The organism is Streptomyces sp. NPDC051211 (genome assembly GCF_040689505.1).
GTDB lineage: Bacteria > Actinomycetota > Actinomycetes > Streptomycetales > Streptomycetaceae > Streptomyces.
On the sequence record NZ_JBFBAV010000015.1, the window covers coordinates 136,863 to 153,878 of the forward strand.

At 73.0% G+C, this 17,016-nt stretch carries 14 protein-coding genes and 1 pseudogene; 6 read left to right on the plus strand and 9 right to left on the minus strand.

Features of this window, described 5'->3' with window-relative positions; translation table 11 throughout:
• Positions 1-15 precede the first annotated feature (15 nt).
• Entirely contained in the window at positions 16-855 is an 840-nt protein-coding gene (locus AB0447_RS17540; protein WP_366477556.1) for an arylamine N-acetyltransferase, read from the minus strand.
• Positions 856-1,060: 205 nt separating this feature from the next.
• A complete protein-coding gene (locus AB0447_RS17545; protein ID WP_366477557.1) occupies positions 1,061-1,435 on the minus strand; it encodes a hypothetical protein in 375 nt (124 codons plus the stop codon).
• Positions 1,436-1,862: 427 nt separating this feature from the next.
• On the opposite strand from AB0447_RS17545, the gene AB0447_RS17550 reads away from it, so the two are divergent.
• From AB0447_RS17550 to AB0447_RS17560, 3 genes and pseudogenes are all read left to right on the plus strand, one after another.
• Positions 1,863-3,713: a protein kinase gene (locus AB0447_RS17550; RefSeq protein WP_366477558.1), complete on the plus strand. Its 1,851-nt coding sequence runs from the start codon at positions 1,863-1,865 to the stop codon at positions 3,711-3,713.
• Between the two features lie 215 nt (positions 3,714-3,928).
• Positions 3,929-4,348: a hypothetical protein gene (locus tag AB0447_RS17555; RefSeq protein WP_366477559.1), complete on the plus strand. Its 420-nt coding sequence runs from the start codon at positions 3,929-3,931 to the stop codon at positions 4,346-4,348.
• 12 nt (positions 4,349-4,360) lie between these two features.
• A pseudogene (locus AB0447_RS17560) lies at positions 4,361-4,465 on the plus strand (oxidoreductase); the annotation flags it as partial.
• A 75-nt stretch (positions 4,466-4,540) separates the two neighbouring features.
• On the opposite strand, the gene AB0447_RS17565 reads toward AB0447_RS17560, so the two are convergent.
• The 4 genes from AB0447_RS17565 to AB0447_RS17580 all read right to left on the minus strand — a co-directional run bounded on the left by AB0447_RS17565 (position 4,541) and on the right by AB0447_RS17580 (position 10,292).
• Positions 4,541-5,884 (minus strand): LCP family protein, encoded by a 1,344-nt coding sequence (locus tag AB0447_RS17565; protein WP_366477560.1) that lies wholly within the window; start codon positions 5,882-5,884, stop codon positions 4,541-4,543.
• A gap of 79 nt (positions 5,885-5,963) precedes the next feature.
• Positions 5,964-7,691 carry a N,N-dimethylformamidase beta subunit family domain-containing protein gene (locus AB0447_RS17570; RefSeq protein WP_366477561.1) on the minus strand — a complete coding sequence of 576 codons (1,728 nt, stop codon included), beginning with the start codon at positions 7,689-7,691 and terminating at the stop codon, positions 5,964-5,966.
• Between the two features lie 466 nt (positions 7,692-8,157).
• The gene (abc-f, locus tag AB0447_RS17575; RefSeq protein ID WP_366477599.1) at positions 8,158-9,810 is read right to left on the minus strand and encodes a ribosomal protection-like ABC-F family protein; all 1,653 of its coding nucleotides are present in this window, start codon (positions 9,808-9,810) and stop codon (positions 8,158-8,160) included.
• Between the two features lie 50 nt (positions 9,811-9,860).
• The gene (locus AB0447_RS17580; RefSeq protein WP_366477562.1) at positions 9,861-10,292 is read right to left on the minus strand and encodes a VOC family protein; all 432 of its coding nucleotides are present in this window, start codon (positions 10,290-10,292) and stop codon (positions 9,861-9,863) included.
• A gap of 173 nt (positions 10,293-10,465) precedes the next feature.
• Here AB0447_RS17580 and AB0447_RS17585 point away from each other — a divergent pair, with 173 nt between their 5' ends.
• On the plus strand, positions 10,466-10,900 hold the full coding sequence (locus tag AB0447_RS17585; RefSeq protein ID WP_366477563.1) for a GNAT family N-acetyltransferase: 435 nt from the start codon (positions 10,466-10,468) through the stop codon (positions 10,898-10,900).
• 144 nt (positions 10,901-11,044) lie between these two features.
• Here the strand turns inward: AB0447_RS17585 and AB0447_RS17590 are convergent, their stop codons facing one another.
• Both AB0447_RS17590 and AB0447_RS17595 read right to left on the minus strand, forming a co-directional pair.
• Positions 11,045-12,235: a hypothetical protein gene (locus AB0447_RS17590; protein WP_366477564.1), complete on the minus strand. Its 1,191-nt coding sequence runs from the start codon at positions 12,233-12,235 to the stop codon at positions 11,045-11,047.
• 677 nt (positions 12,236-12,912) lie between these two features.
• Entirely contained in the window at positions 12,913-13,551 is a 639-nt protein-coding gene (locus tag AB0447_RS17595) for a TetR/AcrR family transcriptional regulator (RefSeq protein ID WP_366477565.1), read from the minus strand.
• Between the two features lie 109 nt (positions 13,552-13,660).
• Between AB0447_RS17595 and abc-f (AB0447_RS17600) the strand changes: the two genes are divergently transcribed.
• Both abc-f (AB0447_RS17600) and AB0447_RS17605 read left to right on the plus strand, forming a co-directional pair.
• Complete coding sequence (abc-f, locus tag AB0447_RS17600; RefSeq protein WP_366477566.1) at positions 13,661-15,355, plus strand: ribosomal protection-like ABC-F family protein; 1,695 nt, start codon at positions 13,661-13,663, stop codon at positions 15,353-15,355.
• Between the two features lie 37 nt (positions 15,356-15,392).
• Complete coding sequence (locus AB0447_RS17605; protein ID WP_366477567.1) at positions 15,393-16,289, plus strand: virginiamycin B lyase; 897 nt, start codon at positions 15,393-15,395, stop codon at positions 16,287-16,289.
• 23 nt (positions 16,290-16,312) lie between these two features.
• On the opposite strand, the gene AB0447_RS17610 is transcribed toward AB0447_RS17605, so the two are convergent.
• The gene (locus tag AB0447_RS17610) at positions 16,313-16,909 is read right to left on the minus strand and encodes a hypothetical protein (protein ID WP_366477568.1); all 597 of its coding nucleotides are present in this window, start codon (positions 16,907-16,909) and stop codon (positions 16,313-16,315) included.
• Positions 16,910-17,016: the final 107 nt, after the last annotated feature.

Here is a 17,016-nt window from a genome sequence, read left to right on the forward strand (position 1 = left end):
CCGGGCGCGGGGCGGTCACGCTTGGAGCAGGCGGTCGATCTCCTCGGAGTCCAGCAGGATCCCGAACTCCTTCTCCAGTACGTGCCGGAGGCCGGCCGGCTCGACCGTCTGCTCGGTGCGGGTGCCGTCCGGGTAGGTGGTGGTCCAGGTCAGTCCGTCGATCTGGTGGTGCCGGGCGGCGCTGAACTGCTGCGCGAACAGCCGCTTGACGAACGGGGAGCGCGGGTGGCTGCCCACGTAGTGGCTGCCGACCACGTAGTCGATCGGGTACTGCGGATTCAGGGTGAAGGTGTGCCGGTCGATCCAGCCGTCCGGCCCGTACTGGTACAGCCACCACTGGTCGAAGCCGTGTACGTCCGTGCGCCGCTCCAGGCGGAACCGCCAGCCGTCGAATTCCGCCTCGGCCCCGTCGGCGAGCTCGACGGGCCCCAGCGGGCCGGCGCCGAAACCGACGTCGCACAGCCAGGTCCGATCGTCGTCCGACGCCGTGACGGCCAGCAGGGCATGGGTCGCCGGCAGGATCTTGTCCGCCCCGAGCGTGATGCGTCCGCTCATGGCCGTGAATCGGAAGCCCAGATTTTCCAGGGCGGCGGCGAACAGCGTGACGTGCTCGTAGCAGTAGCCGCCCCGCTGCCTCCGTACCAGTTTGTCCTCGACGGACTCGACGTCCAGCGGAAGCGGAATGCCGAGGACCGCATACACGTTCTCGAACGGAATCGACGTCACATGGGCCCGGTGCAGTGCACGCAGCACGTCCAGCGTCGGTGCCCGCTCCCCGTCGTACCCGAGGCGCCCGAGGTAGGCATCGAGGTCCAGCCGGTCACCCTGCCAGCCGTCCCCGCGGTCGGTCTGCATGCTCGTCGCCCCTCATCCAGGTGAGTCGGTGCCCATTCCTTCCGACCTTAGGCGACGAGTGCCCCGACAGAGCCGAATTGTCGATCACATGCCCGATTCGGGCGGGGCCGACGGCGCGCGTCAGCCCCGCGATGTACGTGTCTCCCCACGCGGGGGAGGGGGAGGGGCGACGCGGGCCGTGGTGGTGTTCACGGTCCGCGCCGGTTCAGTGATCGGAATAGCTGAAATCGCCCACGGTCCAGGCGCTGACGTCGCTGATCGCGACGCGGTACATGCCGCCCGTTTCGGGGATTCCGGTGCTGCCCTGCAGGATCCGGGCGAGGTGGAAGTGCAGGTGAGTGGGCGGGCCGCCCCTTTCGGGACGTTCCTGCGCCGGATCGGGGGTGAAGATGCCGGAGAACGGTCCGAGGCGGTCCGAGTCCGCCAGGACCTCCGCCACCCGCTGCCGCCATACGGCTTCGGGAGCAAGCCGACCTGTGATGACGGTGCCGCCGGTGACCACAGTCAGGGACATCTGATTGCTTTGCTCGGACTCCACCACGGCGGCGACGTCCATGAGCAGTTCGTCAGGCTTCGACATGGAACCCGAGTCTATCCGTCATGGCCCCACCCGCCCTGCCAGTGGGGGCGTCGCATCGGCATCGTGTAGCGGGCCGAGGCGACGGTGATGCCTCCGGGCAGAGCCGGATCCACCCCGCCCAGGGCCGCCGGCGAGCGGGCTCCGCGTACACGGCGTTGACGCAGAGGTGCCCGACCTGCCGGTGCTGCTCGCCGTCCTCGACGGCCGCCGCCCCCACCGCGACCCGAGGCTCTGACCCCGGCGGGCCGACCCCGGCGCACTGCAACGCAGGTCCCCTGGACAGGGGCGCCCACGTACAAGAGGCACCCACGGTCAGGAAATTGATGGCACATCAGAAGCCTCCGGGGGTGTGGGCGAGGGGGCCGGACCCTCTGGCACACTGTGCGGACGAACGGCCGATCGGGCCGTGCACGGACGGGGGCAGGGCATGCGGGGTCGGGGGACCACGCTCGGGGGCCGCTACACGCTGACCGAGCGCATCGGCGGCGGGGGCATGGGGGCCGTCTGGCGTGCGGACGACGAGGTGCTGGCGCGGCAGGTCGCGGTCAAGATCCTGCATCCCGCGCTGCTCGCGGACGGTACGTTCGCCACCCGCTTCCGGCGCGAGGCCCAGCTCCTCGCCGCCCTCAGCCATCCCGGCATCGTGGACGTCCACGACTACGGCGAAAGCGGCGCGGGCCCCGAGAGCGGCGAGGGTGCCGAGGAGGACCGGGTCGCCTACATCGTCATGGAACTCGTCGACGGCCGGCCGCTCGACGAAGCCCTCGCCGAGAGCGGGCCGATGCCGGCCGAGCGGGCGCTCGGCCTGCTCGCGAAGGCGCTCGACGCGCTGCACGCCGCACATCAGCGGGGCATCGTGCACCGCGACCTCAAGCCGTCGAACCTGATGCTCCGCGACCGGGACCAGGTCACGGTGACCGACTTCGGCATCGCCCGCGCCCTGGCGAGTACCAAGATCACCGCCTCCCACGAGGTACTCGGCACCGCCCTCTACATGGCCCCCGAACAAGCTGAGGGAGCCACCGTCACCCCGGCCTGCGACCTCTACTCGATCGGCGTCGTCTGCTACGAACTCCTCACTGGGGAGCGGCCGTTCACGGGCGATAGCGTGCTCGAAGTCGCGCTCAAGCACATCAGGGAGCCGGCACCGGAACTCCCGGCCGTCTTCCCGCCGGCCGTGCGCGGGTTCGTCGCCACCGCACTGGCCAAGCAGCCCGAGGACCGCTTCGCGGACGCCGCGGCGATGGCGGCCGCGGCACGGGCCGCGATCGGCGCCGGGCCGGCACCGGCGCCCCGCCCCGCAGCGGACGACACCGACCGTGCCGAACCCAAGCCCGAGCCCAAGCCCGAGAGCCGACCCGAGGCCGAGCCCAAGCCCGAGAGCCGACCCGAGGCCGAGCCCAAGCCCGAGAGCCGACCCGAGGCCGAGCCCAAGGTCGAGTCCCGCGCCGTGCCCGAGCGGCCGCGGCGCCGGTCGAGGCGTGCCCTCCTGGTGCCCGTCATCATCCCGGTGGTCATCACGGCGGGTGCGAGCACGGTCCTGTTCATCGACCGGCCCCTGCACAGGTCCGAGGCGAACGCGCTCGCCCCACAGCCGTCCGGCGCGCCACCCGGCACGGCGGGCGCGGGCGCCGGCACACCGCAGGCAACACCCCCGACCTCCGGGCCTTCGCCGTCCGGGCCATCGCCGTCGGCCGCCGGCCCGACCGCCCCGCCCCAGTCCGGCACCGCCCCGGGCGCCGTGGGCCGGCCACCGAACACGCCGCCCGACGCGGGGAACCCCGGCACCCCGCCTCCCGGCGGCCGCACCACCGCGCCCCAGGCCCCGCCCGCCTCCAAGCCCGCCCCCGGCGCCTCGACCCAGAAGCCGTCCAAGCCGCCGGGCTGCGGCGGTACGGACTGGGGCTACATCGTCAACGTCGGCGACGGCCTCAGGCTCGGCCTGGCCAAGAACACCCTCGCCGGCGGAACCGCGGTGGTCACGGGCGGGGCGACCGCCTACGGCTGGGTGCATTCGGTGCCGAGCAGCTGGCACCAGTTCAACCCGTGCAACATGGGCTCCCCGGCGCTCGTCCAGGAAACGGACGGGAGGGTGTCCCTCTCGAACGGCTTCAGCTACCTGGCGAACTGGACGGTCGCCCCCGCGACCACCCGGGGCGCCTACTACCTGCAGGACTACATGGGCTCGCTCTGCCTGACCGACAACGGCGCCGGCAAACAGGTCACCATGGTCACCTGCACGCCCGGCAACAAGGCCCAGGAGTGGAGGGTTCCCTGAGAAGCCCTCGGACGGAGGCACGCCGCCACGGCCGCCCCGGGGACGGGCGTGGCCGTGCGGGGGTGGGAAGGGCTCGGTAGACTCGTCTTCTGGAGCGGGATGGTTGATCGGGCCGTGCAGGCTGCCGATCCCCCCGGCCCCGCCAGCGGCGCATCTCGCCGCATCTCCCTTCCCCACCGGTGGGTGCCACCGCTCCCTTTCACCGAGGAGCAGCCATGCGCAAACCCTCCCTCTCGAAGTCCCGCTGCTCGCGTCGGATCGCGATCGGCATGGCCGGCGCGGCCCTGACCGGCCTCGTGCTGGCACCACAGGCCTTGGCCGCGGACCAGCTGAAGGCCCCGCGGCCGTACGTGTTCAACTACGACTGGAACAACCACCTGTCGCTGGGCGGCGGGCACTTCACCGTGGGCGGCCGGGTCTACGTGGACGTCAAGTTGAACTCCGGTGCCACGCACTTCCGCAAGTGGGTGACCGCCCGTCCCGGACAGCGCAACCCCGGCGGTACGTTCCACATCGAGACGAACATCCCGGCCTCCTGCCCGGGCGACAAGAACGGCTACGCCCGCGGCTACGACCAGGCCACCGACACCTGGGCGGTCAGGCTGCCGGTGTCCATCTGCGTCCGCTTCGACTGAGCCCGCACGCGCGTCGCCGACACGCTGCGCTGGGAACGCGAGCAGGGTCTGGACCGGGCGCGACGCGCCGGTCTCAGCGCCGAACGCGAACGCGAGTTGCTCGACGCACTCGCCTGACCCGACACCCGGTGGCGGACGCCCGAATCCCTGACGCCCCGGACTGCCCTGCCCGTCCCGGTTCGTGACCGGCCGTCAGCCCTCTCCCTTCGCGGGGGCGACCGGCGCGGCTTGGGCCGGCGGGCCGGCGCAGCGGAGCCGGGCGGCGGTCACGGGGGCGCCCTCCGCGACGTTCCGGTCGTACGTGACCTTCCTGACCGGCACGGCCCGTGCACCGACCGCGACGTCGAAGAACTTGTCGCCCTTCGGGACGGCGCGCAGGCGGGAGCCGGGCAGGGCGGCCGCGAGGGTGGCGGCGTCCTCGTCCCGCCCGGCCGGGTAGCTGATCACCGGGGGACCGGCGGGACGTACCGCAGGCGCGGACTTCGAGGTGTCGGTGACGGCGAACCCGTTGCTCCGCAACGCCGCCGCCACGGCGGCGTCGTCCACGCGCACCGCGATCCCGGCCGGGTTGGTCGCGGCCGAGGTGTCCGGGGCGGGCTGGATGCGGGTGTCGCCGGTGATCGGCCGGTCCGCGCCCAGGGCGTCCCACAGCGCCTGCGAGCGGGCCTCGTGCCACACCAGGGTGGAGCCCACGCCGGGTACGCGGTGGTCGAAGACGCGGATCGGGACGGTCGCGAACTCCGTCCGGTCGGCACTCAGCCGGCCGAGTGCCCAGCCGATGCGGATCAGGTCGTGCAGATCCGTGCGGTCGTCGGTGCGTACGGACTTCAGCAGGGCCTGGGCCGTACGCGCCGCGCTCGCGGGTCCGGCCAGGGCGCCCTCGGCGGTGAGGCGGGCCAGCAGGTCGGTGACCACCCGTTGCTGGCGGCGGACGCGGCCGAGGTCACCGGGCCGGTTGATGTGCCGGGCCCGGACGTAGCGCAGCGTTCCGTTGCCGTCGGTGTGGTGGACGCCCGCGGCGATGTCGAGGCCGGCGTTCTCGTCGAAGAGGGGCTTGTCGGTGCACACCGTCGCGCCGCCCAGGTTGTTGACGGCCTGTTCGAAGCCGGTGAAGCCGGTCTCCAGGTAGTGGTCGATGTGCAGGCCGGTGGCCTTCTCGACGGTGCGCACGGTCAGGTCGGCGCCGCCGATCGCGTACGCACCGTTGATCTTGCCGCGGCGGGCCGGGCCGGTGTCACCGGCCTTGCCGGCCGGGGCGGCGTACTCGACGTAGGAGTCGCGGGGGAGGGAGACGACGCTCGCGCGCCGCTGGTCCTCGGACAGGTGTACGAGCATCATCACGTCGGTGCAGTTGCATCCCTTGCCGCCGACGTGCAGTCGTCGCTTCTCGGCGGCGGAGATGCCGGTGCGGCTGTCGATGCCGACGACGAGGATGTTCGTACCCCGACCTCCACTGGCCGAGACGGCCTGCGAACCCAGGTACGAACCGGAGGCGAGGGTCGCCAGCAGGGTGAGGGCAACGGTGAGACGACGCACAGCACATCCCCAAACTCGATCAAACCGCCTGAATCTGGATTGAACGGACAGTAATGGAACCGGGGCGCGAGCCACCGGACTACGCGCCGGGAACGGCAGCCGTCTCATCCCCGTAGTGGACGCCGACATTGTCGTGAGCAGGCCTCGCACGCCCCGCAGGCCCCTGCGCGAACGCCCGCAGCACGTTCGCGGTGACGGTGCGCGTGAACGCCCCGGCCCGCGCGTCCAGACCGTGCGGCCCCTTGCCGACGCCGACGCCGACGCCGCCAGCGCCGACGCCGTTCCCGGTCTCCCCGCCGCCCTCCCCGTCGTCCGCGCCGACGTCGAGGGCCTCGACCCAGCGCATCGTGCCCGTGGCGAAGACGCCCGCCCCGCCCGGCAGCGAAACGTAGGCGGTATCCGCGTACGAGGGGCGGCCCTTGCACACCACCGGGGAGTGCGCCAGGATCTCGACGGGCCGCGGGGTGGGATGGGCCGGGTTCACCCGGTCGAACTCGACCCCCACCAGGTGCGGGAAGGAATCGCCCGGCCGCACCCCGGTGCCCGCCAACAGCCAGTGCCCCGGGTGGGTCACCACGTACGGCGCGTCCACCGGATACCCGTCGTAGATCACGCCGAGCAGTGAACTCTCCGGATCGGGCGAGGGCTTGCGCCGGAAGTCGTTCGTCGGAGGCTGCCCGCGCCGGAAGCCCGGATCCGCGGCGTAGTCGTCCTTGTAACAGACCACGATCCGGTCGTCTCCCACCGCAGAGCCCTCGAAGCGCACCCGGCGGTAGCAGCAGTTCGCCCCGAACACGGCCAGGTTCATCCCCGCGTCCCGCGCCTCGGTGACGTGCCGCCGCTGCTCCGGGCTCCAGTACTCGTCGTGCCCCAGCGACAGCATGGCCCGGGCTCCCCGCAACAGGCCCGGCTCACGGGCCACGTCCACCCCGGTGGCGTAGGCCAGCTCCAGCCCCATCCGCTCGGCCAGCGCGATCAGCGGCGCCTCGTACACGAAGAACTGGCCGGCGCCCTGCCCGCCCAGGTACGGACGGTCGAAGGAGACCTGGAGGGACCGCGACCCCTTCTTGCCGGTCGTCCCCTTGTAGAGGTCGGCGCCGCCCCACCGGTTGTACGCCTGCCAGGTCGCCACCGAATTGACCACCACCACCCGGCCGGCCGCCGACGGAGACGGGGACGGTGACAACGACGGTGACAACGACGGCGACAACGACGGCGACCGGACCGTGACGGGCACGAATCGCTGCGCCCGGCCGTCACCACTGTCCAGCCGCAGCAGGTAACTGCCCTCGGGCCAGCCGGAGGTGTCCACTTCCGTCGTCGTCCGCCACTCGGTACGGGCCATCCGCGTTCCCGCATCGAGCCGGGCCGACGGCTGGAGCACGCCCGGCAGGACGGCCGAACGCCACACCAGGCGGGCCCTCGCCCCGCCGTACCAGCCCATCCGGTACGCGGAGACGGTGTAGGAGGCGGACGTCGTCGACACGCGCAGCCCGAACGCCTCACCGGAGCAGACGCTGACCCGGTCGGCGAAACCCTCGATGGCCCGCGCCGCCCCGACCCGGGTGATCCGCCAGTCACGGGCCCCCGGCAGGGAGTTCTCGGCGCACACGTCGAGCCCGTACTCCCGCGCCGCACCTGCCGACCCCGCCGGGGCGGTCGAGGCCGCCGACGCCGACGCCGACGCCGCCGACGCCGTGCCGAGCCACGGCGGTGCGGACGCCAGCGCGGCCGCGAGCCCGAGGACCCGCCGGCGCCCCGGCCCCGGTCCCTCGGCCCCGCCCGGATCGTTCGCTTGAGCCGCCACCACATCACCTCGTACGTACGGAGAGCTGTGCGCCCCTGTTCTAGCCGACCGCCACTCCGCTGCTGCGCACGCCGCGGGGCCGGGCGCGCCGCCGCGGGATCGGGCGCGCCCTACCCCTACCCGCGGGTTGAGGGTTCCGGAGCGCCGTCCATGTGATGGGATCGAGGGGGGAACGCGCGGTCGTGTCCGCCGGCAGGGAAAGGCAGGCGTGTGAGTGAGGTCTTGAAGCCGCAAACGGTGCTGTGCCCGCATTGCAAGGCGGGCCCCGTGGACGGAGAGGCGAGAACCCTCGGCGCCCGCTCGGGGCGCCTGACGGTGACCTGGCACCGCCTTTCGTGTCCCCATTACGCGGCCGACCGCATTCTCGCCGGCTACGAGGCATAGCGGCAGGACACCCCAGGGAGGGGCACAGCGGCTGGGACCTGGCGCGGCACAGGACGGCGCAGCAGCGGTTTCGGGGCGGCCCTCAGGCGCGCCGTACCGAGCCCGCCACCGGGGAGCCCGCCCGCAGTTCCAGCCGGGGGCCGGTGAAGGCGGAGCGGAAGCGGTTGTCGTGGGAGACCGCGACCACCGCGCCCGGGAAGACGGCCAGGGCCTCCTCCAGCTCCTCGACCAGCGCCGGTGACACGTGGTTGGTCGGCTCGTCGAGGAGGAGCAGGCCGGCCGGGCGGGACACCAGCCGGGCCAGTTCCAGCCGGCGGCGCTGCCCGACGGAGAGCGAGGCCACCGGCACCCGCAGGTCCTCCGGACGGAACAGCCCGAGGCCGAGCAACTCCTCGGCGTACTCCTCCGGATCGCCGGGCCGCCCGGCCGCGAACCCGTGCAGCAGCGGGTGGCCGGCCGGATCGAAGACGACCTCCTGCGGGAGATAGCCGACCGACGTCTGGCACCGCACGGTGCCGCGGTCGGGTGCGATGTCCCCGGCCAGCACCCGCAGCAGTGTCGACTTTCCCGCTCCGTTCGGACCCGACACCAGCAGCCGGGCCTCCGGGCCGATCGCCAGCTCCGGCACGGACAGGCGCCCACCGACCCTGATCCCGGCCAGCTCCGCCACGTACGGGCTGTCCTCGGGCAGGACCCCGCCGTCGGCGTCGATCCGCGCCGCGAACCGCAGCGGCTCCGGCGGCGCGGCGACCGGCTCCCGAAGCAGCTGGTCCAGATGCCGGCGCGCCGACCTGACCTGCCCGGACAGCTTGGCCTCGTGGGAGCGCCGGTGCTTGCCGAAGCCCTGTCGGGGGTCCTTGCCGGCGGTGGCCAGACGCTGCCCGGCGGCCTCCACCAGCCGCTCCGTACGGGCGAGCTCGTCGAGGTACTCCCGGTGGCGCAGCTGCCACCCGCGGCGGGCGGCGGCGCGGGCCGCCCGGTAGCCGGCCCAGCCGTCCCCGTACCGCGTGACGGTCCGCAGATCGCGGTCCACCTCCAGGACGGTCGTCGCGACACGCTCCAGGAACGCCCGGTCGTGGGTGATGACGACCAGCGTGCCGCGGTGCGCGCGCAGCCGGTCCGCCAGCCATGCCACGGCGGGCTCGTCGAGATGGTTGGTCGGCTCGTCCAGCAGCAGCAGTTCCGGCGCCGCGCCGAGTACGCAGGCCAGTGCGAGCCGGGACTGCTCGCCGCCGGAGAGCGAGCCGAGGGGCCGCGAGCGCCCGAGGTGCCCGATGCCGAGCCCGTTCAGGGCCGCGTCGGTGCGGGCGTCGGCGGCGTAGCCGTCCCGGGCCTCGAACGCGGCGCGGAGGTCGCCGTACGCATCGAGCTCCGCGGGCCCCGCGCCGGCCAGCGCGACCTCGGCGGCCCGGATGGCGGCTTCGAGTGCCCGCAGCTCGTGCAGGGCGGCGTCCACGGCGTCCTGGACGGTGCGGTACGGCGCCAGCTCGAGGGTCTGTCCGAGATGGCCGACACCGCCGGGGAAGGACACCGTGACCTGGCCGTGGTCGGGTTGCTCCGCACCGGCGATCAGCCGCAGGAGCGTCGACTTCCCGGCCCCGTTCTCGCCGATGACGGCGGCCTTCTCACCCGGCCGGAGGGCGAAGGAGACCTGGTCGAGGACGAGGCGGTCGCCGTAGGCCTTGGAGACCCCGCGCAGGGCGAGCTGGGAGGCAGCACGCGCACACGAGGCCAGCCTACTGCGAACCGCAGCGTCTCGTCTTCTCGGATGAGCGTTGTCCCGGATCAGCGTTCCGCCAGCTCCGACGGGGCCTCCTGGACGACCCAGCCGTTGCCGTCCGGGTCCTCGAAGGTCATGAACGAGTTCCAGGTGTCGCCCTTGCCGTCCTCCCAACCCGTCTCACCGACATGGCGGATCGGCGAGACGTCCACGCCGCGTCCCACCAGTTCCGTGCGGGCCGCCTCGATGTCCGTGACACAGAGCTGCAGGCCGTGCAGCGTGCCCGGGGCCATGGCCTTCGTACCGGGCGCCGGGGGCATCCCCTGGAGCATCGCGATGGAACACCGCGAGCCGGGCGGGGTCAGCTGGATGATGCGGATGCCCGGGGCGACCTCGTCGTCGAGATCGACCTTGAAGCCCACCTTGTCGGCGTAGAACGTCTTGGCCCGGTCCATGTCGGTGACGGGGACCGGTACGACTTCGAGTGTCCAGTTCACGGAAGACCTTCCTCGGAAAACGGCGAGGTGCACACAGCAGCGCACACCCACCGTCGCCCACGAAGGTGCCGTCGCGCACGCCGCAACGCCCCCCGGGGGCCGGATCCGGCAGATCGTCCCCGGCGGCCATGAAGGATGATGGCCACCTCCGCACGATCACAGGGGGATGGCGCATGACGCTCAGGACGACGGGGAACGAGAACGCGGCCTACGCACTCCGGCCCGGTGTACCGAACATCGAAACGTACCGGCGGCTGCGCGGCGAGACCGGACTCGGCGCGAAGAGCGTGGCCGGCTCCGCGATCGGGCTGCCGAATTCCTGGTACGGCGTGACGGTCGCGTACGGCGCCGAGACGGTCGGCATGGGACGAATCGTCGGCGACGGCGGCTGCTTCCTCCAGATCGTCGACATCTGCGTGCTCCCCGCCCACCAGGGCCGTGGCCTCGGCAAGCTGATCATGACTGAGCTCACCGCGGAGCTCGAGCGGCGCGCGCCGGAGGGGACGTACGTCTCCTTGATCGCCGACGGCGACGCCCGACACCTCTACGCGAAATTCGGCTTCACCGAGACGGCGCCCGAGTCGGTGGGCATGGCCCGGCTGCTCTGACCCGGGCCGCCAACACCGCGCCGTTACGTGCAGGGACCACTCCCCGTCCACCCGGGCGTGGAGCAAGGTCATGGACCGTCACGGTCTCCTCGTGGGCGGGATCGGCGGGGTGGACGCTGCCTGGGCGGCGTTGGGTTCGGGTGGTCAGAGAGTGATCTCGGCCCGGCCGCCGGTGGGTGAGTAGGACGGCTTGCCCGCGTAGTCGACCTTGTACGAGCCGGTCAGGGCGCTGGTGTCGATCTGCCCGGTGACCGGGTCGATCGGCACCAGGAGTTCGGCGGTGAGGTGCGCGCGGCCGTCGGGGCCGGTGACGGCGGTGCCCAGGTCCAGGCCGCCTTCGGAAGTGAAGCGCAGCAGCTGGCCGGTGACGGGCGCGCCGTCCTCGGTGGTCAGGCGCGCGGTCAGGCCGGGTATCCGGACGGCCGCCAGGACCCGGCCGGGGCCGGCTTCGATGCGGGTGGCCAACCTGGCGGCGGGGACGGCCGTGGTGAAGGTGACGGCGGTACCGGGCAGGGGCATCCCATTGCCGCGGTCGATGCTGCTCACGGAGTGGAGCAGGGCGACATCGGCGTCGAAGGTGGCCAGGGACCAGCCGTTCGGCGAGAAGCACGGGGCGGCCCCGGTCCCCAGGTACAGCGGTTCGCTCTCGACGAGGTCCGGATCGTATCGGACGGTGTGGCGCCGGTCGGCGACGTACACCCTCCCGTCGGGAGCCACGCTCACTCCCGTCCCACCCAGCGCGCCCCGCGCGGTCACCGCAAGGGAGTCCAGGTCACGCCGCTCGACGGGCATGTCCTCCCCGACGAGGTAGAGGACGGAGCCGTCCGGGTGGACGGCCAGACCGCCCGGGCGGCCGTCGAGGGCGGTCACGAGGGCTTCACCGCTGCCGGTGTCGAAGCGGACGAGTCCGTCGGGACCCAGGACGAACAGGTACGCGCCGTCCGGGCTGGTCACCGGTGCCTCGTGGATCCCGCCCTCGCGGAAGACCCGCACCCTGTTCCCGGTGGCGAGGTCGATCTCGGCCACACCCTCGCCCACGGCGTACACGCGCTTCCCGTCGGGGGACACGGCCAGGGAGCGGTAGCCGGTGTTCCCCTCGATGGCGACGGCACCGGTGACGGCGAGCCGCTCCACGTCGACCACGCGCAGCTCCGCCCGGTCCCGGACCATGACCACGAGCTGCTTGCCGCCGTGGACGGCGACCATGTCCAGCGGCTCGACCGAACCCAGCGAAACCGTGGCGGTCACCCGCGCGGTGACCGGGTCCATCGCGGAGACCCCGTTGCCGTTCGGGCCGTCTCCGCGGTGCACGACGTAGAAGAAGTAGCCGGACACAGTGGTGATTCCTCCCCCTGGGCTGCCTGCCCCCGTCCGGGCAGGACCAACACCCGCAGTCTATGGATCATGGTGAGGAAACCGGCAGGGCCCGATCACGCCACCGCGGCCCCCGGACCCGGGTTCTGCGTACCTGACGGAGGGACGGGGCGTTTGCCGACAACGGGCCGCCGGGGGCCGGACAATGGCGCCCGACCACAAAGAATGGCGAGGGGAACCAGCCGTGTTGATCCGCCTGTTGGGACTGAGGCGTCTGTTGAAGTTCGTGGGAATCGTGGTGGCCGGCCTGGTCCTCTACGGCTGGCTGAAGAACTGACCCGATGTCCCCCTCTCAACCGCCTGCGACGTCGGCAGACTGTTCCTGAAGGGACTTGAGCGTCGAGGGGGAACGGTTGATGTCGCGGCGGGCCTGGAAGTGGGCGATGGCGGGGTGGGCGGTCATCGTGCTCGCGGGTGGGGCGTTGACGCTGTACCTGAACGGTGCCGAGAGCGCTGCGGGGGAGCCGCTGCAGTGGGAACGTGCCCCCTCGCATGGAGCCACGCTCTTCATGTGCCCCACCCCGGCTCCGGGTGCCGCGGACACCCGTCACTCCTGTGCCTACTGGGAACGGGGCTAGTCGGTCGCGGATCAGAGGTTTCGACGGGCGCACCGCCCACCGCGCACCGGCCCACCGCCGTCACGGCGTTGCGAACGCCCCTGCCCGGCCCGCCGCTGCCGCCGCGCGGGCCGCGCGTTCCGGCAGCCGCGGATCCGGGGCCGCACGCAGCAGGAGCAGTTCCTGGTAGAGCGGGGCGGTCGCCGTCACCAGGAGGGCGCGGGCGTCCGTCCCGGGGGTGAGGTCGCCGCGCGCCGCCGCGCGGGTGACCACCGGCGTGCAGCGCTCGTACCGGTCCGCCCAGAAGCGGCTCAGCGCCCCGGCGGCCTCCGCCGAGCGGAAGGACGCGGCGATCAGGGCCGTGGTCACCGTCGGGCCGGCGGCGAGCGCCTCGTAGACCTCCTGGTTGAGGGCGGTCAGGTCGCCCTCCAACGACCCCGTGTCCTGCGGACTCCAGGTGTCGTCGGAGGCCGCGTCGAGTACGTCGGCCAGCAGGCCGCCCACATCGCGCCAGCGCCGGTAGACGGTCGTGCGGTGCACGCCGGCCCGCTCGGCGACCGCGTCCACGCTCAGGCCGTCGTACCCGGCTTCGACCAACAGCGCGCCCACGGCCTCCACGACCTGCGAGCGGATGCGGGCGCTGCGGCCGCCGGTACGGCGGCGGGCGGTCGAGCCGGAAGAAGTGCCGGAAGAAGTGCTTGCGGGTTCCTGATCATCCATGTCACCATCTTAAAGCAACATTCATCGCATTAAGGAGTTCCGATGCTCATCGACCGCCGTCGCAGCAGCCCTACCGACCGGTCCACCCCCTACCCCCGGAAGAAGCCCTATGACTGCACAGCTCACCGCCCTTGACGTCACCAAGTCCTACAACGGCCGCCTCGTCCTCGACTCCGTCACCTGCTCCGTCCCCGCGGGCGGACGCCTCGGCATCGTCGGCGAGAACGGCTCCGGCAAGTCCACCCTCCTCCGGCTGCTCGCCGGTGCCGAGCTCCCCGACCAGGGCGAGATCGTCGTACGCGCCGACGGCGGCATCGGATACCTGGCCCAGGAAGAGGCGCTCCCCGCCCACCTGACCGTTCAGCAGGTCATCGACCGGCCGCTCGCCGCCCTGCATGCCATGGAACAGCGCATGCGCCACCTCGAAGCGCTGATGGCGGCCGGCTACGACACCGCTGCCGGCTACGGCGCGACCGCCGGCGACGACACCGCCTCCGGCGAAGACCCCGCCGCCTTCGACGAGAGCGCCGCCCTCGCCGAGTACGCCGACCTGCTCACCGCCTTCGAACTGCGCGGCGGCTACGACGCCGACGCCCGGGTCGAGCGCGCCCTGCACGGCCTCGGCCTCCCGGACCTGCCCCGCGACCGCACCGCAGCCGGCCTCTCCGGCGGCGAACAGGTCAGGCTGCGCCTCGCCGCCCTGCTCGCGGCCGCCCCCGAGGTCCTCCTGCTGGACGAGCCGACCAACCACCTCGACGACGCCGCGCTCACCTGGCTCGAGGACCACCTGCGCGCCCGCCGCGGCACCACCGTGGCCGTCTCCCACGACCGCGTCTTCCTCGACCGGATCACCACCGCCCTGCTGGAGGTCGACGCCGATCTCCACCGCGTCGTCCGCTACGGCAACGGTTACCAGGGCTACCTCGCCGAGTGCGCCGCCGACCGGCAGCGCCGCGCCGAAGCGCACGCCGACTGGCGCGCCGAAGTCGCACGGCTGCGGGAGAACGCGGCCACCACCGCCCGCCGGGTGGCCCCCGGGCGCGCGATGAAGGACGGCAACAAGATGGCGTACGACCGCGCCGCCGGACGCGTGCAGCAGTCCCTCTCCAGCCGGGTGCGGGGAGCCCAGGAGCGGCTGGGCCGCCTGCTCGCCGCCCCCGTCCCCGCACCGGCGGAGCCGCTGCGTTTCACCCCCGCGCTCCGGGACACGGGCGTGCGCGGCCCACTGGTGGAAGCGGAGGAGGTCGAGGCCGCCGGGCGGCTCGCCCCGGTGAGCCTGACGGTGTCGGCGGGCGACCGGCTGCTGATCGGCGGGGCCAACGGGGCGGGCAAGAGCACCCTGCTGTCCCTCCTCGCGGGCATCACGGAGCCCGACCGCGGCCGCCTCGTACGCCGTGGCCGGACCGGCCTCCTCGCCCAACAGGCGTACGTGGGCCCGCCCGGGCGTACGGTGCTCGGCGCGTACGCGCACGGGCGCGCCGGAACCGCCGAGGAACACGCCGAACAGCTCCTCTCCCTCGGCCTGTTCGCCCGCGAGCGGCTCGACGTACCGGTCGGCGTGCTCTCCGCCGGCCAGCGGCAGCGCCTCGCCCTCGCCCGCCTGATCAGCGAGCCGGCCGACCTGCTGCTCCTCGACGAGCCGACGAACCACCTCTCCCTCGCCCTGGTCGAGGAGTTGGAGGCGGCGCTCGCCGGTTTCCCCGGCGCGGTCGTCGTCGTCAGCCACGACCGGCTGCTGCGGGACCGCTGGCGCGGCCGACGGCTCGAACTCCGCGCGCCGACCGCCGTCTTCACGCCCCGCTGACCCGGCCCCCTCCCCCTCACCACGGAAAGGAACCGCCTTGCCCGCACACCTCCACGCGGTACGCAGCTTCGCCGTCACCGACCCCGACTCCGGCCCGTACGCGCTCACTTCAGGCCCCGACGGCGCCCTGTGGTGCACGCTCGTCCACAGCGGCCGTATCGCCCGGCTCACCCCTGCCGGCCGGCTCCAGGAGTTCGCGCTGGACTCGCCCGACTGCGGTCCTTCACTCATCGCCGCCGGCCCGGACGGCGCCCTGTGGTTCACCCGGATGCGGGACCACCGCATCGGCTGCATCACCACGACCGGGCAGGCCCATTCGTACGCACTGCCCACACCGGGCGCCGGCCCGTACGGCATCGCCGCCGGCGGCGACGGGGCGCTGTGGTTCACCCAGCTGCACGCCGACCGGATCGGCCGGATCACCACCGGCGGCGAGGTCACCGAATTCCCGCTGCCCGTCCAGGGCGGCTTCCCGTCGGCGATCGTGGCGGGCGGCGACGGGGCGCTCTGGTTCACCCTGAACCAGGCACACGCCATCGGCCGGGTCACGCTCGGCGGCGAGATCACCGTGCACCCGCTGCCCACTCCGGGCGCCGCACCCGTGGGCCTGACGGCGGGACCGGACGGGGCCCTGTGGTTCACCGAGATCGGCGCCGGCCGCATCGGCCGGATCACCCTCGACGGCGACGTCCGCGAGTTCACCTTGCCGGATCCCGGCTGCCGCCCGCACGCCGTCACCAACGGACCGGACGGAGCACTGTGGTTCACCGAGTGGGGCGCCGGCCGCATCGGCCGCGTCACGATCGGCGGCCAGGTGACGGAGTACGCCCTGCCGGACCCCGCCTCCGAGCCCCACGGCCTCGCCTTCGGTACCGACGGCGCGCTGTACGTGGCGCTGGAGCGGGGTGGGATCGCACGCTTGGAGTTCACCTAGCGCACGGGTCGGCGAGGCGTGCGTCAGCGGCCGAACGTGCCCTGGCAGAGCTGGGTGATCGAGGGGTTCGTGATTCCTTTCGAGGAACGGCAGAGCTCGGCCATGTCGGCCCGGCCGGCCGTGGGCGCCTGCCGGGGACGCCGCGCCACCACCGGCGTGCCTGCGCTGCGGGCCCGCTTCTTCGCCTTCGCCTTCCCCTTCGGGTGTGCCTTCGCCTTCGCGTGTGCCTTCGGCTTCGGCGCCGATTCGGCCGTGCGGGACGTCCAGACCCTCGACGGACGGGGGCGGTGGTGCCCGCCCTGCCGCTCGGCGGTCCGTCGGCCGCTGTTCCGGTCCGCGTCCCGGTCCGGCTGCGGCCTGGCCGCAGGCAGGACGGCCGTCGGGGCCAAGGCTGCCGGCCGGCTCACCGGCAGTTGCGTCAACGGCAAGGCCGCGTCCCGGCCGCCGCCCCGTTCTCCCGGCCGGTACGGGGAGCCCGGGCCTGCGCCGGGGGGCCGGCCGTCCGCATCCGCAGGCGGCCTCCCGTCAGCGGAGCGGGAGCCGGAGACGGTGACGCAGCCCGACACGGCGATGAGGGCGAGGAAGGTGACGAAAATCAGGGGCAAGTTCCGGCGGATCATCCGATTACTGTGACGGACCGCCTGCCTGCATGTGGGCCGGCCCGCCAACGTCCCACCGACGAGTGATCAGCCGAAAACAGGTGACAGCCCGGAGCAATGCAGAGCGG